The 21,136-nt window shown below is 42.6% G+C and carries 25 protein-coding genes and 1 tRNA gene; 23 read left to right on the plus strand and 3 right to left on the minus strand.

The annotated features are described in order from the left end of the window. Window positions 1-13: 13 nt before the first annotated feature. Window positions 14-1,099: an ATP-binding protein gene (locus J4N23_RS16430; protein WP_207428843.1), complete on the plus strand. Its 1,086-nt coding sequence runs from the start codon at window positions 14-16 to the stop codon at window positions 1,097-1,099. 1 nt (window position 1,100) lies between these two features. Further along, complete coding sequence (locus J4N23_RS16435; RefSeq protein WP_207428845.1) at window positions 1,101-1,511, plus strand: response regulator; 411 nt, start codon at window positions 1,101-1,103, stop codon at window positions 1,509-1,511. Window positions 1,512-1,579: 68 nt separating this feature from the next. Here the strand turns inward: J4N23_RS16435 and J4N23_RS16440 are convergent, their stop codons facing one another. Continuing rightward, entirely contained in the window at window positions 1,580-2,044 is a 465-nt protein-coding gene (locus J4N23_RS16440; protein WP_207428847.1) for a response regulator, read from the minus strand. A gap of 177 nt (window positions 2,045-2,221) precedes the next feature. On the opposite strand from J4N23_RS16440, the gene J4N23_RS16445 reads away from it, so the two are divergent. The 13 genes from J4N23_RS16445 (at window position 2,222) to ygiD (ending at window position 12,574) form a co-directional block, all read left to right on the plus strand. Continuing rightward, window positions 2,222-2,410 (plus strand): hypothetical protein, encoded by a 189-nt coding sequence (locus J4N23_RS16445; protein WP_207428849.1) that lies wholly within the window; start codon window positions 2,222-2,224, stop codon window positions 2,408-2,410. Window positions 2,411-2,438: 28 nt separating this feature from the next. Further along, on the plus strand, window positions 2,439-3,512 hold the full coding sequence (locus J4N23_RS16450) for a PRC-barrel domain-containing protein (protein WP_207428850.1): 1,074 nt from the start codon (window positions 2,439-2,441) through the stop codon (window positions 3,510-3,512). Window positions 3,513-3,527: 15 nt separating this feature from the next. Then, a complete protein-coding gene (locus J4N23_RS16455) occupies window positions 3,528-4,001 on the plus strand; it encodes a hypothetical protein (protein ID WP_207428851.1) in 474 nt (157 codons plus the stop codon). A 126-nt stretch (window positions 4,002-4,127) separates the two neighbouring features. Next, on the plus strand, window positions 4,128-5,183 hold the full coding sequence (locus J4N23_RS16460) for a nucleoid-associated protein (protein WP_207428852.1): 1,056 nt from the start codon (window positions 4,128-4,130) through the stop codon (window positions 5,181-5,183). 96 nt (window positions 5,184-5,279) lie between these two features. Continuing rightward, window positions 5,280-5,474 carry a cold-shock protein gene (locus J4N23_RS16465; protein WP_207428853.1) on the plus strand — a complete coding sequence of 65 codons (195 nt, stop codon included), beginning with the start codon at window positions 5,280-5,282 and terminating at the stop codon, window positions 5,472-5,474. Window positions 5,475-5,973: 499 nt separating this feature from the next. Further along, window positions 5,974-6,243, plus strand: a complete 270-nt coding sequence (locus J4N23_RS16470; protein WP_207428854.1) for a hypothetical protein — start codon at window positions 5,974-5,976, stop codon at window positions 6,241-6,243. An 18-nt stretch (window positions 6,244-6,261) separates the two neighbouring features. Beyond that, entirely contained in the window at window positions 6,262-8,271 is a 2,010-nt protein-coding gene (locus tag J4N23_RS16475; RefSeq protein ID WP_207428855.1) for a thioredoxin domain-containing protein, read from the plus strand. A gap of 364 nt (window positions 8,272-8,635) precedes the next feature. Continuing rightward, entirely contained in the window at window positions 8,636-8,938 is a 303-nt protein-coding gene (locus tag J4N23_RS16480; protein ID WP_207428857.1) for a hypothetical protein, read from the plus strand. A gap of 263 nt (window positions 8,939-9,201) precedes the next feature. After that, window positions 9,202-9,699, plus strand: coding sequence for a peptidylprolyl isomerase (locus tag J4N23_RS16485; protein ID WP_207428859.1), 498 nt, complete (start codon window positions 9,202-9,204; stop codon window positions 9,697-9,699). A 148-nt stretch (window positions 9,700-9,847) separates the two neighbouring features. After that, window positions 9,848-10,426: a Crp/Fnr family transcriptional regulator gene (locus J4N23_RS16490; RefSeq protein ID WP_207428861.1), complete on the plus strand. Its 579-nt coding sequence runs from the start codon at window positions 9,848-9,850 to the stop codon at window positions 10,424-10,426. A 30-nt stretch (window positions 10,427-10,456) separates the two neighbouring features. Continuing rightward, window positions 10,457-10,948 carry a tetratricopeptide repeat protein gene (locus J4N23_RS16495; RefSeq protein ID WP_207428863.1) on the plus strand — a complete coding sequence of 164 codons (492 nt, stop codon included), beginning with the start codon at window positions 10,457-10,459 and terminating at the stop codon, window positions 10,946-10,948. A gap of 132 nt (window positions 10,949-11,080) precedes the next feature. Next, window positions 11,081-11,665: a YceI family protein gene (locus J4N23_RS16500; RefSeq protein ID WP_207428864.1), complete on the plus strand. Its 585-nt coding sequence runs from the start codon at window positions 11,081-11,083 to the stop codon at window positions 11,663-11,665. An 81-nt stretch (window positions 11,666-11,746) separates the two neighbouring features. Further along, entirely contained in the window at window positions 11,747-12,574 is an 828-nt protein-coding gene (gene ygiD / locus J4N23_RS16505) for a 4,5-DOPA dioxygenase extradiol (RefSeq protein ID WP_207428865.1), read from the plus strand. 72 nt (window positions 12,575-12,646) lie between these two features. Here the strand turns inward: ygiD and J4N23_RS16510 are convergent, their stop codons facing one another. Beyond that, window positions 12,647-14,704: a dihydrofolate reductase gene (locus J4N23_RS16510; protein WP_207428866.1), complete on the minus strand. Its 2,058-nt coding sequence runs from the start codon at window positions 14,702-14,704 to the stop codon at window positions 12,647-12,649. 111 nt (window positions 14,705-14,815) lie between these two features. Then, entirely contained in the window at window positions 14,816-15,031 is a 216-nt protein-coding gene (locus J4N23_RS16515) for a hypothetical protein (protein ID WP_207428867.1), read from the minus strand. Between the two features lie 124 nt (window positions 15,032-15,155). Between J4N23_RS16515 and J4N23_RS16520 the strand changes: the two genes are divergently transcribed. From J4N23_RS16520 to J4N23_RS16555, 8 genes are all read left to right on the plus strand, one after another. Further along, window positions 15,156-15,629 carry a hypothetical protein gene (locus tag J4N23_RS16520; protein WP_207428868.1) on the plus strand — a complete coding sequence of 158 codons (474 nt, stop codon included), beginning with the start codon at window positions 15,156-15,158 and terminating at the stop codon, window positions 15,627-15,629. Between the two features lies 1 nt (window position 15,630). Beyond that, window positions 15,631-16,074, plus strand: a complete 444-nt coding sequence (locus tag J4N23_RS16525; protein ID WP_207428869.1) for a DUF421 domain-containing protein — start codon at window positions 15,631-15,633, stop codon at window positions 16,072-16,074. Window positions 16,075-16,086: 12 nt separating this feature from the next. Beyond that, entirely contained in the window at window positions 16,087-16,278 is a 192-nt protein-coding gene (locus tag J4N23_RS16530; protein ID WP_207428871.1) for a hypothetical protein, read from the plus strand. A 216-nt stretch (window positions 16,279-16,494) separates the two neighbouring features. Beyond that, on the plus strand, window positions 16,495-17,799 hold the full coding sequence (locus tag J4N23_RS16535; RefSeq protein WP_207428873.1) for an ammonium transporter: 1,305 nt from the start codon (window positions 16,495-16,497) through the stop codon (window positions 17,797-17,799). A gap of 149 nt (window positions 17,800-17,948) precedes the next feature. Continuing rightward, on the plus strand, window positions 17,949-18,506 hold the full coding sequence (locus J4N23_RS16540; RefSeq protein ID WP_207428874.1) for a superoxide dismutase family protein: 558 nt from the start codon (window positions 17,949-17,951) through the stop codon (window positions 18,504-18,506). Between the two features lie 505 nt (window positions 18,507-19,011). After that, window positions 19,012-19,584 carry a TlpA disulfide reductase family protein gene (locus J4N23_RS16545; RefSeq protein WP_207428875.1) on the plus strand — a complete coding sequence of 191 codons (573 nt, stop codon included), beginning with the start codon at window positions 19,012-19,014 and terminating at the stop codon, window positions 19,582-19,584. Window positions 19,585-19,665: 81 nt separating this feature from the next. Further along, a complete protein-coding gene (locus tag J4N23_RS16550) occupies window positions 19,666-20,775 on the plus strand; it encodes an MBL fold metallo-hydrolase (protein ID WP_207428876.1) in 1,110 nt (369 codons plus the stop codon). Between the two features lie 194 nt (window positions 20,776-20,969). Beyond that, window positions 20,970-21,043 (plus strand) — tRNA-Ile (locus J4N23_RS16555). The last annotated feature ends 93 nt before the right edge of the window (window positions 21,044-21,136 follow it).

Here is a 21,136-nt window from a genome sequence, read left to right on the forward strand (position 1 = left end):
CCAAGCTATAACTATGCCCGACAAAATTAAGGTTTTATACATCGATGACGAGTTAAACAACTTGGTAGGCTTCAAAGCCTCCTTTAGATTTAGTTATCATGTATATACCGCAATAAACACTACCGAAGCAGTTGAAATACTGTCTGCCCAACAGGATATCAGAATCATCTTCTGCGACCAGCGGATGCCTGATAAAACCGGGGTAGAGTTTTTTGAGGAGATCAGGAGCCATTTTCCTCACCCCATACGCATATTGCTAACTGCTTACGCGGATATAGAAGCCGTTATTTCAGCAATCAATAGGGGCCATATCTTCAGATATGTTAAAAAGCCCTGGGTCGAGGCTGATATCATTTCTGCCATTGAAGAAGGAAACAAGTTTTTTATGGCGAATTCTATGCTTGCTGTCAAGAACGACGAACTGCAGAAGGCCTATAATGAGCTCGACAAGTTCGCCTATAGTGTTAGCCATGATATTCGCGGGCCTTTATCCGGTATCCTTGGGGCTATCAGGGTGGTGAGGCATTTAGACGATATCAAGGACATCAAGGAGATGTTGTACCTGATGGAAAATTCGGTGAAAAAGCTGGATACGTTTATCTTAAGTGTGCATGATTACTATAATCTTCAGCGGGGGGAACTTCAGATTAAAGAGATCGACATAAACTATCTTTTTAAAGACTTGGAAGACCTCTTTCGGGTGTCCATCACTGCCAATCAGATTAGCTTCATTACCAAAGTGAATCAACATGCTGCTTTCCGATGTGATGAAATGACGCTGAAGCTTATATTGAATAATTTGATAGCCAATGCGGTGAAGTATCAGCGTCTTAACTGCGACCAAAAGATGGTGGAGCTCACTGCTAATGTAGAAAGGACAAGTGCCACTTTCATCATAAAAGATAATGGAATTGGGATAGAAGAAAAACATATTACTGAAATTTTCAATTTGTTTTACCGTGCTACCTCGCAGGAGTCGGGGTCGGGCTTTGGGTTATATAATGTTAAAGACGCACTCTTGAAACTGAACGGGGATATTAAAGTGAGTTCAGTAGTTGATGAAGGGACAATTTTTACAGTAACAATTCCGAGTAAGTAAGATGGCGGAGATTAAAACAAACTTTATTGTAATAGACGATAGCGAGCTGGATTGTTTTATTGCTGAAAAAATGATCAGGCATACGGGGAAATGTGGCACCGTAATTAGCTTTAATACTGCGGCGGAAGCGCTGGAGTATGTTAAAAACAGGGAAGTAGATGATGATGAGGACTGTCGTACCGTCTTAATTCTTGACGTACTCATGCCCTTGATGAGCGGCTTCGCCTTTGTGGAAGAATTTGAGAAACTCCCTCATTCTATTCAAGACCGGTACTTTATTGTCGCTTTAACATCTTCCATGAACCGTAATGACATGGATAAAATCAAAAGCTACCGATCGGTAAGGCTTTTGCTTGACAAACCAATTACGTCCGAAGCTATCTCAGCGTTTATAGCTGCAGATAAACTATAGCAACTGCCTGGTCAGGTGCAATTAAAAAAGGCTTGTCGTTGCGACAAGCCTTTTTTTGTTGTTCGACTTCAGGATAGTAATTTCTGCCGGAGCAAAAACTCAAGCTGATCGTTAGAAACGCATAGCTTGTCATTCATCTCTTTAATATCCTGACGTTCTTTGTAAACCTCGAAAGCCCTTTCGATCGAAACAGAAAGCTCTTCCTCGTTCCACGGTTTTGCGAGATAATGGAATATTTTTCCTTTGTTTACAGCATCTACAACAGCATTCATGTCTGCATACCCTGTAAGCAGGAGACGCATCGGATCAGGATATTTTTCCAGAACCTTCTCCAGAAATTCCACGCCCGTCATGTTCGGCATACGTTGATCTGTAATAATAACTTCAATCGGTTTAGATTCTATAATCTTCATCGCCTCGTCGCCACTCAGCGCGATAAACACATTATACTTTAGTCTGAAAGTCGCCTTAAAGGAAATAAGGTTGTTCTCTTCGTCGTCAACGTAAAGTATGTTAATTTTTTTGTTTGACATTAATAAGCAATTAAAAGAATCCTGGGAAAGGAGAAAAGACCTCTCCAATAAAAAACTTGTACGGTAATGTTACAAAAAAAGTTTTATTCATTCAATAAATCAACGCCAATATAAAAGTCGCAGAAACTTAATAAGATAAGCCTTGTTAAAAATAAATCTAACTAAGAAAAACATAATATGGCAGAACTACATGTACAACGGAAGCCTCGCAGCTCATGGTGGCTGTGGCTTATCATTATCCTCGTTATTGCGGCTCTCGTTTATTTCTTATACACTAACTATTATCAAACCGGTACAAACCCAATAAGCAGCTTGCTTCACCTGACACCTGTTGATTCGGAAGCGAAGGCTGAACTCATACTATAGCTTTGCTTGTACCTTAAAATTTGAAATTATGTCAAGTAATAATTCCTATGAAACCCACCTGGAGGAGCTGGGAAAAAGTAAATATGAGATAGCTAGCGGTGAATCGGACATCCGGGGCTGGACTGTCAAGAACGAGTACGGGAAAATCCTCGGCACCATCAACGATCTCATTTTTGATACGAAGGCTAAAAAGGTAAAGTATCTTATTTTGGACCTTGATGGAAACGAACTGTACCTGCAGCAGCGCAAGGTATTATTGCCTTTGCATCTGGCCGATCTCGATGAAGTGCACCGAAATGCGATATTTCCCGGACAGATGACAGCAGAGTTAACTTCGATTCCCTCTTATGAGAAAGGCAAAATCACTTCCAGAATGGAGGAAATTGTGAGCACGGCTTTTGCCGGCCGGCACCGGGGTGACGCTGAAACAAGGTCTTTCTCTGACCGATTAGCCGAGGCGCCCACTTACCCTTCCGGTACAGTAGAGCGAGATGAGCGAACACGTTTATCCGACGAACGCGATCATCGCAGAACAGAAGGGTACCCAAACGAGGATATGAGAGGTTCGTTGCCCGATCAGGCTCAGCATACTTCTTCCACCGGAGATTCGGGCTCAATTCGTTCCTATACTAATGCGGGTGCGGCTTACATGGCTGGTCGGGATACCAATAGCTTAAATGCCGGTCGCCAGACAGTTGTCGGGATTTTTGATCATACAAATCAAGCCCAAAGTGCCGTAGAGCATCTAGTAAAAAATGGCGTCAGACGCGAGTCTATTGACATTTCCTATCGGAATGAAACACATCAGGAAAACAATTCAGAACATGACAGCAGTGTCACCAACTTCTTCAAGTCTCTTTTTTCGGATGACGATGAGGCTAAGGGATATACTGACGCAGCAAGACAGGGCTCTGTAGTAACGGTTCATGCAACATCAAGGCAGGAAGCGGAATTTGTAGCAGAAATAATGGACAACTACGGTGCTGTAAACATGGAAGATCGCATCAGGAGTTCAAGAAGCAATCTTTCAAACACTGCACCCCGGAGATATAGAAGTCGCATCATTGACCATGGTGACAATGACGAGCGGAAATGGTTATAATTTAAACAACGATTTATGATAGATAGAGATGACTACCGGGAAGGAGAGGTGCCAGGTCAGGAAGATGAAAATCTAAACGACCTTAATCCTCGCGACCTGGACCAACAGGAGCAGCTAAACTCCAATAACCTCAGTCAACGTATTGAGGAAGAAAACCAGACGAATTCAGACTATGGAGATGTTAACGAGGCAATAGATAAACAATCTCAGGGAGAAGAGGATCTGGCGGGATTCACCGAACGGGAATTACCACCGGTTGAAGGCGCCGCCCCGATAGGAAGCGACAAGCCAGTAACTAAGAACCTTTTAGGTGATAATCCTCCCGGAAGTGAACAAGCAGCTTTTGATGCGGGCATGGAAGGTGACATGAGTAGTGCTCAGGCGAAGTATAACGATGAGAACATCGTAGAGAACTTCCGCGAAAACCTGGACCGTACTGAATCGCAGCTTGATCTGGATAAGCGATTGCGCGAGAACAGACAGGACTAATAATGAGCAGGAGGAACTCTGTTTTAATAGAGTTCCTCTTTATTCCCATCCTACCCCGGCCCAGTTTTAATTCCAAATTCAGTTCCTGTACTTCATTAAAATACCGTAATTAGCGCTTTAATAATTATGATATTTTCTTTTGAGGCCTCCCTTGCTCAGCTTTCGGTGCACCGGGTAGGAAATAAATTACAGGACGAACTTTATGTTTTGTCCGATCATCCTTTACAGGTTCAGGACGAGCTTCTTAGCAATCTTCTCCTTCAGTACTTTTTAAGTCCTTTCGAGAAGGTGAACGAAATCTACCGCTTTTTTCACCCCAATGATGATTTGAACCTTAATGAGGTATACCATTTTATTTCGTCCGTATTTGCCGAGTATAATACCTTTCACGAGAATAGTCAGCAGCTGGCGAAGTACTTATATAATTCAACTAATCATCCCAAGATTAAGTCAGGAGAGCTTTACGTGGCCTACTTTAACAAGGTGCAGATAGAAGGAGAAGTTGTAGACGCAGTTGGCATCTTTAAATCAGAAACTAAGGAGACCTATTTAAAGGTGTACCCGGATTCTAATGGCTTCAACTTAAGCTACGAGGAAGATGCCATTAATATTCAGAAGCTGGATAAGGGCTGCCTGATCTTTAACTCAGAAAAAGAGGAAGGCTTTAAAGTGGCGGTGATTGACCAAACAAACCGCAACTCAGAAGCCGTTTATTGGAAGGATGAGTTTTTGAAATTGAAGGTCCGTAACGATAATTATAATCAAACGCAAAACACGCTCAGCGTTTATAAGAACTTCGTCACCCAGAAAATCGATGACGAGTTTGAGATATCCAAGACCGATAAGATAGACCTTCTTAATCGTTCAATGAAATACTTTAAAGAGAAAGAGACTTTTGATATCGAAGAGTTTTCCAATGAGGTGATTGGAAACGAACAGGGGATCGAATCTTTCAAAAATTTCAAGAAAAGCTATGAGCAGGAGTTTGACACCTCCCTGCCCGACTCCTTCGAGATCTCCGACGCGGCTGTTAAAAAACAAGCAAGGGTATTTAAAAGCGTGCTAAAGCTGGATAAGAATTTTCATATATATATACACGGCAATAAGGAGCTCATAGAAAAGGGGTTTGATGATGATAAGGGCATGAATTTTTACAAAGTCTATTTCAAGGAAGAGCAGTAAGGATTCACAGGGAAAAGTCATTAAAAAATAAATAATTGAAAATCAGCAATTGTCTGAGTTATTATACCTACCTTGTTCACATTAATAAATAATACAATGCAAAAAGAAGGAACAGTAAAATTTTTCAATGAAACAAAAGGTTTCGGATTCATCGTGCCAGCTAATGGCGAACCTGATATCTTTGTTCATTCATCAGGCCTTATTGACACTATCCGTGAAAACGATCGTGTAAAGTTCGAAGTTGAACGTGGTAAGAAAGGTCTTAATGCGGTAAATGTTGAAGTAGTATAATTAAATATATTTTCACAAATCGTACAAAGCCCGTCTGTTTCAGACGGGCTTTTTTTGTATTCAGATTGTTGCCCAAGCAATCTTCCACGGATAGCTGAATGTCTGCGTGTACAAGGAAAATGTGAGAATAAGGTTAAAACGGGCAGAATTTGCGTTTCTAATAGGCGGAAAATCGCTCAAAACCGACGGAAGTGTGCGAGGAAAAATATGGTTTGGTCTTGTTTAAAGGGAATTTGGTCATACGGAACTTTCATTTGGTGTAATATTCGGGATAGTATGAAAATACATTCAAATCCCTTAGTATCTTAGTTCCGGAGGTGATCGTATCTCCAAAGAAAAGGGCAACTTAACCTTAAAGCGACGAAAAATCTATAACAGATTTTATAGAAAATACTTTGGCGTCTCCCCGGAACTTCTATCTAAGACCTTAAAGCCCCTCTTGGGGCTTTTTTCTTTTAATCCCATCTCAACACAAATTGTCCTTGCTTGTTAGAATAGCATGATGGACGAGGACTTTGATTTTGAACAAGAAAAGCAGCCGGAGATCCCTTTTCATGTGGAAGTAGATCTGTATGATACTGGGGACTACAGTCGGATTCTGGTGGTTCCGTGCAACTCGGTGTATCATGTGGTGCACAACGACGAGCACTTATGTACCCTGGTTCATACCTGCGAAGAGGTAGAGTGCTGGGAACAGGAAGATGGAACCCTCGATGAGGAGTTGGTTGAAAAAATAGGTGCAGCTATTAAAGCATTCATTCCAGACTGATATCGACCCCTTATATTTATGGCAAACAGGTTAAGCAAGGAGAGTTCTCCCTACCTTTTACAGCACGCAGAAAACCCGGTGGATTGGTACCCATGGGGGGCTGAGGCACTCCGACGCGCACGTGATGAGAATAAGCTGATTATAGTTAGTATAGGTTACGCTGCTTGCCATTGGTGTCACGTGATGGAGCAAGAGAGCTTTGAGGACCAGGAGGTGGCTGCTATCATGAACCAGCATTTTATCTGCATCAAAGTAGATCGCGAAGAGCGTCCTGACATCGATCAGATCTACATCATGGCGGCCCAACTGATGACAGGCCGAGGGGGCTGGCCCCTCAATTGTATTTGTCTTCCCGATCAGCGGCCTTTGTATGCTGGCACCTACTATCGAAAAGAGGAGTGGAAGAAACTCTTGGTGAACCTGGCCGAATTCTGGCAGAGCAAATCGGAGCAGGCTCTTGAATATGCAGAGCGGTTAACAGCTGGAATAAGTGAAGCGGAACAACTCGACTTATCGCAGGAAGCCAGTTCGTATAGCCGCGATGATTTAAAAGCTGTCTTTGAGCCATGGAAACAGTATTTCGACTTTAAGGAGGGCGGGTACAGCCGGTCGCCAAAATTCCCCATGCCTAACAATTGGCGCTTCCTTTTGCAGTATGGGGCGTTAGCAGCTGACGATACTGCATTGTCAATCTGCAAATTAACCCTGGAAAAGCTTGCTCAGGGAGGGATTTACGACCATCTGGGTGGCGGTTTCGCCCGATATTCGGTAGATGAAAAATGGCATGTCCCGCATTTCGAAAAAATGCTGTACGATAACGGCCAGCTTCTGAGCCTTTTTTCAGAGGGCTTTCAGTACTTCCGAGACGAGCGGTTTAAAACGGTGGTTTATGAGACGGTGAAGTGGTTGGAGCGGGAGATGACGTCTCCCGAGGGTGGTTTTTATTCTGCACTTGATGCCGACAGCGAAGGGGTAGAGGGGAAGTTTTATACTTTTTCTTACACAGAGCTGGTAGAACTATTAGGAAATGCCGCCGAAGCGTTTTGCAAATTCTACAGCTGTACTCCCGAGGGCAACTGGCAGGAGGAAGGTACAAACGTTTTAATGATAGCTTCTTCCGCATCCGCTATCGCAGGAGAATTAGGGATAGAGGAGAAGGATCTGGTTGAGAAGATTGAAAAAGCCAGGCAACAACTTTTTCAAAATCGCGAAACTCGCGTGCGGCCGGCTCGAGACACGAAAATCCTGGCTTCCTGGAACGGTATGGCATTGAAAGGATTGTGCGATGCGTACAAGGCTTTTGCTGATCCAGCTTTCCTCAACTTAGCACTGCAGAACGGGAGATTTATCCGGCAGTCACTGCTGCGCAATGGGAGGTTGCACCGCGTTTTCAGAGCTCAGGCTGAAGTCCCAAGTTTTGAAGACGCTTTCCTCGATGATTATGCCTTTGTGATTGATGCTTTTATTGCATTATATGAGGTGACTTTTGATGAGGAATGGCTGAACGAGGCAATGCGGTTGAGTGAATATGTATTGCAGCAGTTTTATGATGCGGGAACAGGCCTCCTATACTACACGTCGCAAAGCGCTGAAGAACTTATTGTTCGCAAACATGAACTTCTGGACAACGTGATTCCCTCCTCAAATTCACAAATGGCGATTAACCTTTATAAATTAGGGCACTTTTTTGATAATGAGGCCTATCTTGATCAAGCAAGGGAAATGCTCTCATGCGTATTTACCTCTATAAAGACGTATGGATCCGCCTACTCAAATTGGTGCACTCTGTTATTGTATGAGGTGTTTGGATTGTTAGAAGTGGCCATCACGGGAGCGGAGACCGAAGCACTCCGAACGGAACTGGAAAAATACTTTGTTCCAAATAAAATTACGCTGGGGGGAAGCCCTGGTACTCTGCCCTTGTTGCAGGATAAGTGGACAGATAAGACAACAATCTATGTTTGCAAAAACAGAACCTGCGGTTTGCCCGTGCATACAGTAGCAGACGCTCTTCTCCAATTGAAGTAGATCTTCGCTTTTCTAATCCTAAAAGATCCACCTCAATGCAACGTATGCAGACATTTGCTAAAAAATCACTTTAATTATAGCATAGATTCCAATTACTAACATGGCAACTTCTAAAGCTACGGTTAGTTTCAATACAGAGAGAAGGAGATTTTTCATGATCCTGCTATTAGAGGTTTAATTTATAATACAAACATCTGGGTTGAAAGTAGCTTTACGAGTGACTTACAACACATTTCTAAGTGACGTTTTACAGGAAAACCAGTTGATGTTCCAATGTTTACTTCCTGTGATTTCCGCTTCAAAAAATCAAACAAACGGCCTGATTATTGTATTTATAAGGGGGAAGCGAAGGAGATAAGAGAACATGACTACTACCTTGAAAAACTTTGTTAAGAGAATTAAACTTTGCTGGAAACTACTTTTTGGTCGTTATGATCATTATGTTCTTTTAAATATTTCTGATGATCAATTTCAGACGCTCGAGAAGTATGACTTTCCGCTTACCTCTCATGTAGCCGATGTAGAGGTAGAATTTGGAGGAATACAAAAATACCAGGTATTTCAACTGATCGAGTACTCCTGCCGGCATATGGATTTTGCTGAGAAAGTGCTGTCTAAAGCAGAATTCCAGGCTAAAGTTTTTGAAAAGCTTGAGAAAGACGTATAGATATTCAGTCAAGCCATCCATAGGTTCAAAGCTTTAGCCTGCTTTTCTCTATCCTGATAATTCGTTCAATAGATCTTAAATACTTACTTTCGTCAAATCTGTTCGCGTTGCAACACAGGTAGTCAGACTTGCGAAGGTTTTTTTCTTGCTAAAAAACAGAACCCTCCTTTGTTGGTTACACAAGTTAGCGATAAACTTTTATGGTTTAATCAGAAGTACTCGGGCGGCAAGGCAAAGTCCCGTGTACTACAATTTATATAATTATGAGAATTCAACCAAACAGCGTAGTGGCGCTTACGTACGATTTGTACACCACTGAAAACGGTCAGGAAGTATTTGTGGAAAAGGCTACAGAGGAACAACCACTGGTTTTCCTTTACGGCGTGGGCATGATGCTGCCGAAGTTTGAAGAGAATCTAAATGGCCTTTCAGCGGGTGACAACTACGATTTTCATCTAGCTGCCGCTGATGCCTATGGTGAAAAGGACGAAAATGCAGTGGCTGAACTTGGTGCAGAAATGTTCCAGGGTATGGATATGCCTCAGGTAGATTCAGTTTTACCTCTTCAGGATAACCACGGCAACCAGTTTAGAGCCCGCGTAACCAATGTTTCTGAATCTGGGGTTACTGTAGATTTGAACCATCCTATGGCCGGACAGGATCTGCACTTCAAAGGTCAGATCTTAAATGTACGTGAGGCAACTCAGGAAGAGTTGGCACATGGTCATGCACATGGTGCAGATGGCCACTCAGGTCATTAAGCGGAATACATATTTTAAGCTTCAGAAACGCTGTCTCAGGACGGCGTTTTTTGTTAGTGCTTTCTAAGATATACGTTTAATAAAGACTCTTTTCCGCTGCTTTAGTCTTTTATTGCAAGGAGTCAATACTTCTGTTTATTTTTGTCAGATGCACGAGCTGCTATATCAGAAGCTAACTGAGAAGATAACGCTTAATCCGGAAGAATTCGAGACGGTAAAAGCTTTTTTTATTCCCAGGACAATTAAAAAACGTCAATACTTGCTGCAGCAGGATGATGTGGCTAAATACCTTGCCTTTATTAATCGCGGAGCCTTACGTTTATATACCTTAGATAACAGGGGGAATGATATCAGCGTGCAGTTTGGTCTGGAAGGCTGGTGGATGACGGATAATTACAGCTATCTTACCGGAGAGCCCACGATATATAACATCGAAGCCCTTGAAGACTCGGAGCTTCTATTGATGCATCGCGACAAGTATGAACAAGTCTTTGACGCAGTGCCGAAGTTTGAACGTTTCGTCCGGATTCTTCTGCAAAACAATTTCATTGCCACGCAGCGGCGCCTAATCAGTTCTCTCAGCCTTTCTGCCGAGGATCGCTATACTTCTTTGGCAAATGCCTATCCCGAAATCATTCGTCGCATCCCTCAGCACATGATTGCTTCGTATCTTGGGATTACTCCGGAAACGTTAAGCAGAATCAGGAAACAACTGATAAAAGCATAACCGCTCTTTGTTGCTCAATTAAATTTTAAGATGAATAGTCATTTGGAAGATACTTACCTGGAGGCGGAAGAAGCCATTAGAAATTCCAATTATCCCCACGCAAAACATCTGCTCGAGTCCATTATTATGGAAGAGCCTAACTTTGTTCCTGCTCACAATTCGCTGGGTTGGCTCTACCGGACGCAGTTGGATGATTATAAAAGAGCCGAAAACCATTTTCTAACAGCTCTCAATACCGACAGGTACTATCCTCACACTTATAACAATCTGTTTGTGCTTTACACCAATCTGGAAGATTGGACAAAGATCAAACAGCTGGGGCAGCGGGCACTAACCATTCCTTTAGTTGATAAGGCTTTGGTTTTCTACCGCCTGGGAATAGCGGAAGAGTACCAGCTGAATTTCGAGGAGGCGATTAAATATTATAAAAAAGCTATTCAACGTTGTCTTAACTTCGAATCGCTCGAAGATTACAAGAAGGCTATTACTAATTGCGAATACAAGTTATCTCTAAATATTTAACTCCCGCTGTTTAAATACGGGGTTTCGGCTGGTCAATCTTGATTTAGATCAACTTCATTTCTTATCACAGGTCAATGGCAGAGTTAGGCAGCAGGCCTAAATTTGTAACATCAAAAAAGATAAACTAAGGAAATGAAAAAGATTCTTCTACTAGCCGTCGTGCTTTTTGCAAACACTGCTTTATTTGCTCAAAAAAAATGGACTGTTGATCCGGTTCACTCAAGTGTAAAGTTTAATGTAACTCACCTTGTAATTTCGGAAGTTGAGGGACAGTTCAAAAAGTTCGATGGTTCTTTGCTAAGTGCTAATCCTGATTTTACCAATGCGCAAATTAACTTCACGGTTGATGTAAACTCTATCGATACTGAAAACGATCAAAGAGACGCCCATTTGAAAGCGCCCGATTTTTTCGACACACAAAAATATCCTAACATCACTTTCAAAAGTACCTCTTTCAAAAAGGTATCTGGCAATAAGTATCAGTTGCTAGGTAATCTTACCTTGCACGGGGTTACTAAGCCGGTAAAATTCAATGTTACCTACGGTGGTACTGCTAAAGACGGTTACGGAAATACTAAAGCAGGCTTCAGAGCTTCTACCGTTATTAACCGTTTTGATTACGGCTTACAGTGGAATGCGTTAACAGAAGCAGGGGGCGCAACTATCGGTAAAGATGTTACCATCGATCTAAAACTTCAGTTTGCACAACAAAAGTAATTGAAGTCAGTAAACGAAAAGGAGGTGATAAGCACTTCCTTTTTTGTTTAGGAGGGGTTGAATACGATTGGGATCAAGATCATGACGACACTAAGTGCTTTCAACAGATTTACTGAGTCGCTTGCCATGCAAGAGCAGTTGATGCCGGTGCTTTTTATTGGTCATGGATCTCCCATGAATGGTATTGAAGATAACGAGTTTAGCCGCCGCTGGAAAGAAATGGCCCAGCAGATTCCTCTGCCTACTGCAGTACTGGTTATCTCGGCTCACTGGTATAGTCGGGGTACAAAGATCACAGCAATGAACTTCCCGAGTACTATTCACGACTTTGGCGGTTTCCCTCAGGATTTGTTTGATGTTCAATACCCTGCGCCCGGCAGTCCTTTGCTTGCTTCGGCAACAGCAAGCCTCGTCCAGAGCACGAAGTTAGAACTGGACCACGACTGGGGATTAGACCATGGCACGTGGACCATTATTCGGCACATGTATCCAAATGCCGACATCCCTGTGCTACAACTGAGCATTGATTACACCAGAAGTCCGGATTATCATTACAATCTGGCAAAAGAACTTTATGAATTACGAAAAAGGGGAGTGCTCTTAGTAGGTAGTGGAAATATGGTTCACAACTTGAGAATGCTATCTTGGGAGATGATTAACGGAGGAGGCTATGACTGGGCTCTGGATTTGAATGAGAAGTTCAAAGGTTTGATCCTCAACGACGATCACGAAAGCTTGATCAACTATCATACCCTGGGTAGGGAGGCCGCATTGGCTATTCCAACTCCTGAGCACTACTTGCCGCTATTATACACACTAGGATTAAAAGGAAGGCGGGACGAAGTTGCTTTTTTCAATGATAAGGCAGTAGGCGGTTCGCTAACTATGACATCCGTTAAAATAGGATAGAAGAAACACCATTAATCATTAATTTAAGAGGGGGCTGCTCACTATCGCGACAGCCCTCTTTTTTTAGGGTTGTTAGTTCTCTACCGGCAGGAAAGAGTATTTTTTGCCAAATTCCAGCATCTGCTCGTAAAAGGAGTTAGGATACGATAGTTTGATATCGGTAATTTCATTTCCGCGCATTATGGGAGTTAGCTTCGGTTGGATAAATCCTTTGTAAGCTTTAACGCCCAGCTTAGCATAGCGTTCTAATACTTCCTTGTGTAAAGTCCGGTCCACTTTTACGCCGTAGTTTTCTACCAGGTTTTTACCTGCTTCATAATCTCCTTCAGATTTTATCCGTTGAATCTCCCGTAGTAACTGTCCAAAAAGGTCGCGTAGCTTGTTATAGTCATTGATCTTTGTATACGTTTTACCGTTTGCTTTTACCAGCTCGATCACCTGGTCTTTCTTGCCCATCTGGTAAACCCACATCGCGTTAAGCTGACGGTTTCTCATGTGGGCTTCTTCGATATTGTCGCCTAACTTAAGCCGGGTCAATTGCGAAATGAGACCGTTCATGATATAGCTGTCGTACTCCGCTTTTCCCACCTCTACAGAAGGCATTACACCGATTTGGACCAATTTAGGATCGAGGATATAGTAAAGTGCAACCAGGTCTGCCCGTGCCTCCTCTAGTGCTGATGCATAATTTTTGAGGGTTTTGTCGGGAGTGGCCACCCCCGGATTAATTTGACCAGAAGCATGTCCGATGCATTCATGCATATCTGTATGAAGATCTGAGGCCAGAGCGCCGTATTTCTTGATCCGCTCCTTTACCTCTGCACCGTAAGCAAATTCATCTACTATTCCACCGCCTTTACTGCTGGCTGTGTTGTAGGCATGAATAATATTGCTCAATGAAACAGATTTTGATCCATGTTCCTTTCGGATCCAATCGGCATTTGGAAGGTTGATGCCAATAGGAGTAGAAGGAGCAGCATCACCTGCCTCCATGATTACCGTAATAGCTTTAGCGGTTATTCCCTTCACCTCCTTCTTTTTGTGTTGAGGAAGCAAAGGAGAGTTGTCTTCAAACCACTGCGCCTGGTCGGCAATCGCTTTAATTCGTTTCGTCGCTTCTAAATCTTTTAATGAAACTACACTTTCGAAGCTTCCCTTTTTGCCAATAGCATCGTTATAGACTTCAATAAATCCGTTAATGACATCAATTCTTGACGCCGTGTCATTCACCCAGGCAATATTATATTCGTCAAAATCTTTTAAGTCGCCCGAGCGGTAGTACTTAATTAGCTTTTGTAACGCGTCTTTTTGCTGTGCGTTTTCGGCAACAGGAACGGCTTTTTCTAGCCAGAAAACAATCCGCTCAATGGCGGGACTATACATGCCGCCTATTTTCCAGACTTTCTCGCTTACCTTTCCGTTTGCTTTGACAACCTTCGAATTGAGTCCCCACGAAGGAGAGTTGCCTTCGGTATTAAATCTAGCGTAATAATCTTCCACTTCTTTTTGGGTAACTCCTTCATAGAAATTATTGGAAGAGGCAACCACGTTATCTATGTTAGGCGAACGGTCCACCATTTTGGGCTGCATCTGGGGATCAAACAGGATGGGTTTGATTCTGGTCAAAAATGCGCTTGTTGTTTCTCCTTTCAACAGTGGAAAATTTGCGGAACTGGAGTTGTTAACCAGGGAGCTAAAGTATTCGAAAGAGAAGCCCGGAATAAACTTCTCGTTACCGTAGTGGTGATGGATGCCATTGCTAAACCATACCTGGCCGGCGTAAGTTTTAAACTTACCCCAATCAGCAGCTTTTCTGTCTCCTTTATAAGTAGAATAGATGTTCTCCAGGGTTTTACGAACAAGCAGGTTGTATTTGCCTCGCTGATCGTAGATGATATCGCGGCCGGATAATGCTGCCTCTGAAAGATAATAAGCTAATTTTTTTTGTTGCAGGCTTAAATCATCAAAGCCGGGTACCTGGTAGCGTAAGATTTGCAGATCAGCAAAAGACTCAGCAGCTACATCAAAGTTTCCTTTTTTGGGGGAAGGGGATTGAGCCCATGCATCGATACTGCTAAAGCTCAAGTTGGCGGCAAGAAAAGCCGCGGTGAAAAACAAAGAGTGCTTCATATTAATGATTTGTAGTAAAACGCACTCAATGTAGTAAAATTACCTGAACAGGAAGGTCAGGAAAAAGGCGGTAGCCTGCGGGAAAACCGCCTTGAGGGTGTAGAGAATAAGTTATTCTCCTTTTTCTACGTGGCCGGCAGGAGGGGAGCCTACTTCATTTGGAGCTTTTGCATCCCCTTCTTTTGGCTCCAGTTTTTCCAATTGAGATTCATCTTCTGCCCCTGCTCGGATGTTCTCCTGTTCTGACCCGACTGGTTTCGGATCTGAACTTTTTCCTCTTGGCTCGTTGTCTGGTATGCTGTATTGTTCTGAATCTTTCGGTGTCATAGGCTTTTTCTTTTGCTAACAAGAGTGAAAAGGCTTTGTTGTTTTTTTATTCAATTCCTTTTTGCCTGCAAACAATAATAAATGAAGGCAGTTAGATTTAGAATATCGATTACGATAACAGTGAATGGAAAAACACATCAGTTGCCTTGAAGATTCTCTGGAAACGGAAAAAAAGGAGTGGCCGATTTTACGGGCAGGCTGGATGTTAATGGGTGTTTTTTTGCTTTTGGGGATTTTGGGGTTATTCGGTAGCGGCATCTTTAGCCGAAGGACCGTGGAAACATCCGAGTTCAGGATGGAGTACGATCGGTACTTAAGGTATTCAATGAGCTCGGAACTTGTTATTAATGCAGCCAGTTTGGGTAGCGATTCATCCATCTCCCTGAATTACGACTATGTAAAAACCGTCAAGATCGACAAAATAGTACCCGAGCCCGAGAGTGTGAAGTTTGAGAAAGATAAAGTGTTGTTCAAGTTCAGTTCTGCAAAGGGTAATAACATCGTGTTTTATCTGGTGCCTATTAATCAGGGGGCGCAGCGTCTTGTAGTTGAGTTGAACGGTTCAAGGAAGGAAGTTTCACAATATATCTACTTTTAAAATGGAGTCTATTGTAGTCAGATCTGCCGTCATTTATTTTTTCGTGTTTTTAATTCTTCGGATGGGGGGGAAGCGAACCCTGGGAGAGATGACCACCTTCGACCTGGTATTGCTGCTCATCATCAGTGAGGCAACGCAACAGGCGTTGATTGACGACGACCATTCCATTACGGGTGCTATGCTCGCTATCTCCACCCTGGTATTTATTGATATAATGATCTCACTGATCGGCAACAAATACAAAAAAGTGGACGACCTCATTAATGGTGTGCCCCTTATTATTTTGAAGGATGGAGAGCCGTACATGGATAGGCTCAAAAAGTCACGTTTACAAATAGAGGATATCCTCGAAGCGGGGAGGAAGTTTCAGGGGCTTGAAAATTTGAATCAAATAAAATATGCTGTTCTCGAAAAAGACGGCACTATAAGTATCATACCTAAATAAGATTAATTGTTAATGGCCGGAAAATTTTTTACAGTACTAATAGACAACAAACCTACCATGTTTGAAAAAGGGAGGATTATAACTATTGAACCCTATGATTTCGGGACAAAAATTATTATGGAAGCTTCGCATTTGGAAGAAGAGCCCATTGTTTACATCACCTCCGAGTCTTATGATCTCGTGATGAAGTCGTATCTCACCTGATCTTGTAAACTCAATATGATGTTTTTGTGAAGTCGGATGTTCTCCGGCTTTTTTTTGTGTCTTTTTTACCTATTTCTGGTTTGTTTTGTAGTTATGTGTTGTATTTTTTTACTAATTTTTAATTTTTTGAGAATAAAATCTAGTATTTATGCAAATATTTTTGGTTTTTATTTAAAAAGTGCTCACATTTATATCGCTAAATCAAAATAAATAAGAATGAAAAGAGTTTTACCTTTTATTTTGCTCGTTGTTGTGGTGGTTTTAACCCTTGTATTCCCTTCGGTAGAGCAATCAAGTGCAAAAAGTGCTATCGATTCAGGCGATACGGCCTGGATGTTGATGTCTACAGCTTTAGTATTGCTGATGACTCCAGGTCTGGCCTTCTTTTATGGAGGAATGGTTCGGAAAAAGAATGTTATCTCCACGATGCTTCAAAGTTTTGTTTGTATGGGCCTTATTACAGTACTGTGGGTCGTGTTTGGATTCAGTTTAGCTTTTGGAGAAGATGTGGGCGGTATTATCGGTAATCCTGGAACTTTCTTCATGATGAAGGGTATGCTTGGCAATGCAACTTGGGAACTAGCACCGACCATTCCGCTCATTCTGTTTGCCATGTTCCAGCTCAAATTTGCTGTGATTACCCCAGCATTAATTACCGGAGCTTTTGCAGAGCGGATCCGCTTCAACTCCTACCTGATTTTCATTTGTTTGTTCATGATCATTATTTATGTGCCTTTGGCGCATATGACCTGGCATCCACAAGGTCTGTTGTTTGAGTTAGGTGTTCTTGATTTTGCCGGCGGAACTGTGGTTCACATGTCTGCTGGTTGGGCGGCCCTGGCTTCTGCTATCTTCTTAAAAAGGCGCCACGACCTGGATCATACTCCTGCTCGTATCAGTTACGTGATTTTGGGTACCGGTTTGCTTTGGTTCGGCTGGTTTGGATTTAACGCAGGTTCGGCGGTAGGTGCCGGTACACTTGCTGCAACTGCGCTCGCAACAACAACTACTGCTTCTGCAGCCGCCGCAATTGCCTGGATATTTTTTGATATTATCCGAGGGAAAAAGCCTTCGGCAATGGGAGCTTGTATTGGTGCGGTAGTCGGCTTAGTTGCTATCACGCCAGCAGCAGGCTTTGTAACAGTACCGCATTCACTGGCCATCGGGGTTATCGCGGCCGTGGTGAGCAACCTGGTAGTAATTTGGCGTTCACGTACCAAACTTGATGACACCCTGGACGTATTTCCTTGTCACGGTGTAGGAGGTATGGTAGGTATGCTTCTTACCGGAGTTTTCGCTAATCAGGCTGTTAACTCTGCAAATACAACCGGAAATGGTTTGTTCTATGGTGAAACTAAACTGTTTTTATTACACCTGGCAGCCTTAGTCGGTGTGTCTCTCTTTGCTTTTGTTGGTTCATACTTGCTGTTGATCATCACAAATGCTATTCATCCGCTCCGCGTTTCTGTAGAGGAAGAAACAGTTGGACTGGATCAAAGTCAGCACGACGAAGAATTATAATATACGGAACTATGTCTACCTAGAGGAAAATAACACATTAATCATTAGTTTAAAAAGAACCTGCGCCAGCAGGTTTTTTTGTTTAATAGATCAAATGTTCAACATTAATTGTTCTTTTGTTGTTATAAGATCAATCAAAAACCAAGAAGATGACGACTAAAAAATTATCGAAGTCAGTATTTGCTGCATCGCTGGTTGCCTTATTGGCAACAGTTGTGTCTTGCTCAAACCTAAGAGGTGGTAATAGTAAAAAGGCCGTTGCTCAAATCGGCGCTACCAAACCTACTGAGCTTCCTGGGCAAGGAAACATCTCATTTGTTCAGAAAGCAAATGAAGTGGAGATGGAGCTGGAACTTACGTTTCCTTCGAAAGCTAATCAAACGGTGGCCGTTCATATTCACGAGCACGGAGACTGCGGGAATGCCGGCAATGACGCACACGGGCATTGGAATCCTACAAAGGCAAATCATGGAAAATGGGGACAGGGACAATTCCATTTAGGCGATATAGGTAATGTTACCCTCGACGCGAACGGTAAAGGAAAGCTTGAAATGGATACTAACCTTTGGACAGTTGGAACAGGAGCTACTAATGATGTTGTAGGAAAGGCCATTATGGTACATGAAAAAGCAGATGATTATATTACTCAGCCTACCGGAAACGCAGGAGGAAGAATAGGCTGTGGCGTGATCCAGCTGTCGAGATAATACAAAGAAGCTTATAAAAGGAAAAGGCTGCCCTTGGGCAGCCTTTTTTTGTTTAGTGATATCAATCAACATTGATTCTGACTAGCATCACTCCTAACGTGTATCGAAATACACCAACTTTAATCAAACAAAGCAAAGATAGCAATCGATCCCGGGAACGATTGCATAAATAAAAAAAATACGGGTGTAGCAGGTTGAGCAGTTTGAAGTAGCGGTGAAAAGCGCCTGACCTTCATGCAATATGCCTTCTTCTCAAGGAGTAACAGGAGATCCCTGCAACTTCACCCGCTCTCCTTTACTCATCTCCGGCTGTGGTATCCCTGCGCCCATTAAGGCTTACGGCGTTCAGCAGGAGTTTGAAATCTTTGCTGTAAGGATAGAAAATAGATGACTAAGTGTACCTTTGCCGTGTGACGATAGAGGCGATGAGCTCCGGAACTTGTTGTTAAAGTGGGACAGGAGATAGAAACAGGAGATAGAATAGCTCGAACAGGTTGGATTTGTAATGAAGTACATTAAATCAAATATCGGGTTTATTATCAGCGGGACGTTACTTGCTATAATTGCCCTCCATCCCGGCGCAAAAAGCTTTGTTTTAGAAGGGCTGATAAAAACTGGTTTGTACAACCCGGATTTCGTAGAGGTAAGCGCTAAACATGCGGCTAAGGCTCCCTCGGCGGTTTTTAGGTCTTCTAAGGGCGAGCAAATTAATGTGGCCGCCAGCAAAGGAAAAGTAATCTTTCTGAACTTTTGGGCAGAATGGTGTCCGCCCTGTCTGGCTGAGATGCCCTCCATTCATAATCTTGCGCAGCACTTCAAAAATGAAAAAGACCTTGTTTTTCTCCTTGCGAACGTGGATGGAGACTTGCAATCAAGCCAAAGATTTTTTGAAAAGAATAAGTATGGGTTGGCGGTATTTGTTCCCGACGGCTCCATTCCAAAACAACTATTTCAAGGAAGTCTGCCTACTACAATCATCGTAAATAAAAACGGCGAAATCGCCTACTTTCATGAGGGCATTGCTGATTATGGCTCTACCGAAACGAAGGTTTTTATCCAAACACTATTAAGTAAATAGTATGCAGGAGTTAAGAAAGACGATAATGCCCTCAGGTAACACTAAAACACGATAAATAGACGCAGCGGAGTCTAGAATTTAATGAAAAAAGTATTGTATATCCTATTGATAATTATCATCATCATTCTGGCAGGTGGATTCATTCTTCTGCAACAGGATGCGTTCGGGGCAAGGCCAAGCGGTAAGCGATTAGAGTTGATTAAGAAGTCAAAAAATTTCAGAGATGGCAAGTTTCAGAATCTAAGCCCTACACCCTCCCTAGCGGAAGGATACAATTATTTCGGCGTACTTTATGATTTCTTGGTAAGGAAAAAAGAAAATCTAACTCCCCCAGACAGCATTCCCACGATTACTACTAACTTGAAGTCCCTTACGGCAGATGCTGAAGTGCTTGTCTGGTTTGGGCACTCTTCTTATTTGATGAAGTTGTCAGGAAAAACCTTTTTGGTGGATCCGGTCCTTAGTGGCTATGCAGCCCCCTTTAGCTGGATGAACGGAGCTTTTAAGGGAACTAACAAATACAAGGTGGAGGATTTGCCAGCTATCGATTATCTGGTTATTACACATGATCATTACGATCATCTGGATCACGAAACAATTAAAAAACTAAGAGGCCGCGTAGGGAAAGTGATATGCGCCCTAGGAGTTGGTGCTCATCTTGAGGAGTGGGGCTATTCTCCTTTTCAATTAATTGAAAAGGATTGGGGAGATACCTTCACTTTAGACGGGTTGATAACCGTTCATCTAACCCCAGCTCGCCATTTTTCCGGCAGGAGCCTTTTTAGGAATAATACGTTGTGGACCTCCTATGTCTTTGAAACTCCTTCAAAAAGGATTTTTGTAGGAGGAGACAGTGGTTATGATAAACACTTTGCTGAGATAGGGAAGCGGTTTGGTGGATTTGATTTAGCGATTTTGGAGAACGGGCAGTATAACGAAGCCTGGCGGTATATCCATACGCTACCACAAGAGGTACTTCAGGCGGGTCGAGACCTGCGGGCGAAACGTGTCTTTCCCGTTCATTCGGGAAAATTTGATCTTGCCGGGCATCCCTGGAATGAACCGCTATCAAAATTGACTGCATTAAATAAGCAAGCAGGCCTTTCGCTTATTACTCCCATGATCGGGGAGCTTGTAGAATTAGACAACTCCAATCAGTCTTTTAAAAGATGGTGGGAAAACTCCCGCTAAAGAACTTATGGAGAGTTTTATGAAGTTTCGTTTTCGGAGGTGTTAAGGAGTTAGTTCAAATAGAAGAGCTTAAGGCATTTAAACCATGTGTTCTACTTCTTTTACACCTGTTTAAACGATTTTTCAATTTTCTTATTTGAGAATTTAGACGGAATAAGTACATTTGCCGACCGCAAAACGATAATGTTTTAGCTGCGCCTATAGCTCAGTCGGTTAGAGTAGAAGACTCATAATCTTTTGGTCCCTGGTTCGAGCCCAGGTGGGCGCACAGAGTAGTCACTCAAAGAACACTAAAACCCTGTAAATAGCAGTATTTACGGGGTTTTTTGTTTAATTATCCCCTCAACTTCCCCAAAGAAAG

It is taken from the genome of Pedobacter sp. SYSU D00535, from assembly GCF_017355855.1.
In the GTDB taxonomy this organism is placed as follows: Bacteria; Bacteroidota; Bacteroidia; order Sphingobacteriales; family Sphingobacteriaceae; genus Desertivirga.

Bases quoted from the DNA above. Each gene is read 5' to 3' on its own strand.
- J4N23_RS16520 (WP_207428868.1), top strand. From the start codon at position 15,156: ATGGAAAAACACATCAGTTGCCTTGAAGATTCTCTGGAAACGGAAAAA.
- J4N23_RS16490 (WP_207428861.1), top strand. From the start codon at position 9,848: ATGCACGAGCTGCTATATCAGAAGCTAACTGAGAAGATAACGCTTAAT.
- J4N23_RS16480 (WP_207428857.1), top strand. From the start codon at position 8,636: ATGACTACTACCTTGAAAAACTTTGTTAAGAGAATTAAACTTTGCTGG.
- J4N23_RS16470 (WP_207428854.1), top strand. From the start codon at position 5,974: ATGATGGACGAGGACTTTGATTTTGAACAAGAAAAGCAGCCGGAGATC.
- J4N23_RS16460 (WP_207428852.1), top strand. From the start codon at position 4,128: ATGATATTTTCTTTTGAGGCCTCCCTTGCTCAGCTTTCGGTGCACCGG.
- J4N23_RS16540 (WP_207428874.1), top strand. From the start codon at position 17,949: ATGACGACTAAAAAATTATCGAAGTCAGTATTTGCTGCATCGCTGGTT.
- J4N23_RS16475 (WP_207428855.1), top strand. From the start codon at position 6,262: ATGGCAAACAGGTTAAGCAAGGAGAGTTCTCCCTACCTTTTACAGCAC.
- J4N23_RS16485 (WP_207428859.1), top strand. From the start codon at position 9,202: ATGAGAATTCAACCAAACAGCGTAGTGGCGCTTACGTACGATTTGTAC.
- J4N23_RS16500 (WP_207428864.1), top strand. From the start codon at position 11,081: ATGAAAAAGATTCTTCTACTAGCCGTCGTGCTTTTTGCAAACACTGCT.
- ygiD (WP_207428865.1), top strand. From the start codon at position 11,747: ATGACGACACTAAGTGCTTTCAACAGATTTACTGAGTCGCTTGCCATG.
- J4N23_RS16525 (WP_207428869.1), top strand. From the start codon at position 15,631: ATGGAGTCTATTGTAGTCAGATCTGCCGTCATTTATTTTTTCGTGTTT.
- J4N23_RS16455 (WP_207428851.1), top strand. From the start codon at position 3,528: ATGATAGATAGAGATGACTACCGGGAAGGAGAGGTGCCAGGTCAGGAA.
- J4N23_RS16545 (WP_207428875.1), top strand. From the start codon at position 19,012: ATGAAGTACATTAAATCAAATATCGGGTTTATTATCAGCGGGACGTTA.
- J4N23_RS16430 (WP_207428843.1), top strand. From the start codon at position 14: ATGCCCGACAAAATTAAGGTTTTATACATCGATGACGAGTTAAACAAC.
- J4N23_RS16510 (WP_207428866.1), bottom strand. From the start codon at position 14,704: ATGAAGCACTCTTTGTTTTTCACCGCGGCTTTTCTTGCCGCCAACTTG.
- J4N23_RS16435 (WP_207428845.1), top strand. From the start codon at position 1,101: ATGGCGGAGATTAAAACAAACTTTATTGTAATAGACGATAGCGAGCTG.
- J4N23_RS16450 (WP_207428850.1), top strand. From the start codon at position 2,439: ATGTCAAGTAATAATTCCTATGAAACCCACCTGGAGGAGCTGGGAAAA.
- J4N23_RS16535 (WP_207428873.1), top strand. From the start codon at position 16,495: ATGAAAAGAGTTTTACCTTTTATTTTGCTCGTTGTTGTGGTGGTTTTA.
- J4N23_RS16530 (WP_207428871.1), top strand. From the start codon at position 16,087: ATGGCCGGAAAATTTTTTACAGTACTAATAGACAACAAACCTACCATG.
- J4N23_RS16465 (WP_207428853.1), top strand. From the start codon at position 5,280: ATGCAAAAAGAAGGAACAGTAAAATTTTTCAATGAAACAAAAGGTTTC.
- J4N23_RS16495 (WP_207428863.1), top strand. From the start codon at position 10,457: ATGAATAGTCATTTGGAAGATACTTACCTGGAGGCGGAAGAAGCCATT.
- J4N23_RS16445 (WP_207428849.1), top strand. From the start codon at position 2,222: ATGGCAGAACTACATGTACAACGGAAGCCTCGCAGCTCATGGTGGCTG.
- J4N23_RS16515 (WP_207428867.1), bottom strand. From the start codon at position 15,031: ATGACACCGAAAGATTCAGAACAATACAGCATACCAGACAACGAGCCA.
- J4N23_RS16440 (WP_207428847.1), bottom strand. From the start codon at position 2,044: ATGTCAAACAAAAAAATTAACATACTTTACGTTGACGACGAAGAGAAC.
- J4N23_RS16550 (WP_207428876.1), top strand. From the start codon at position 19,666: ATGAAAAAAGTATTGTATATCCTATTGATAATTATCATCATCATTCTG.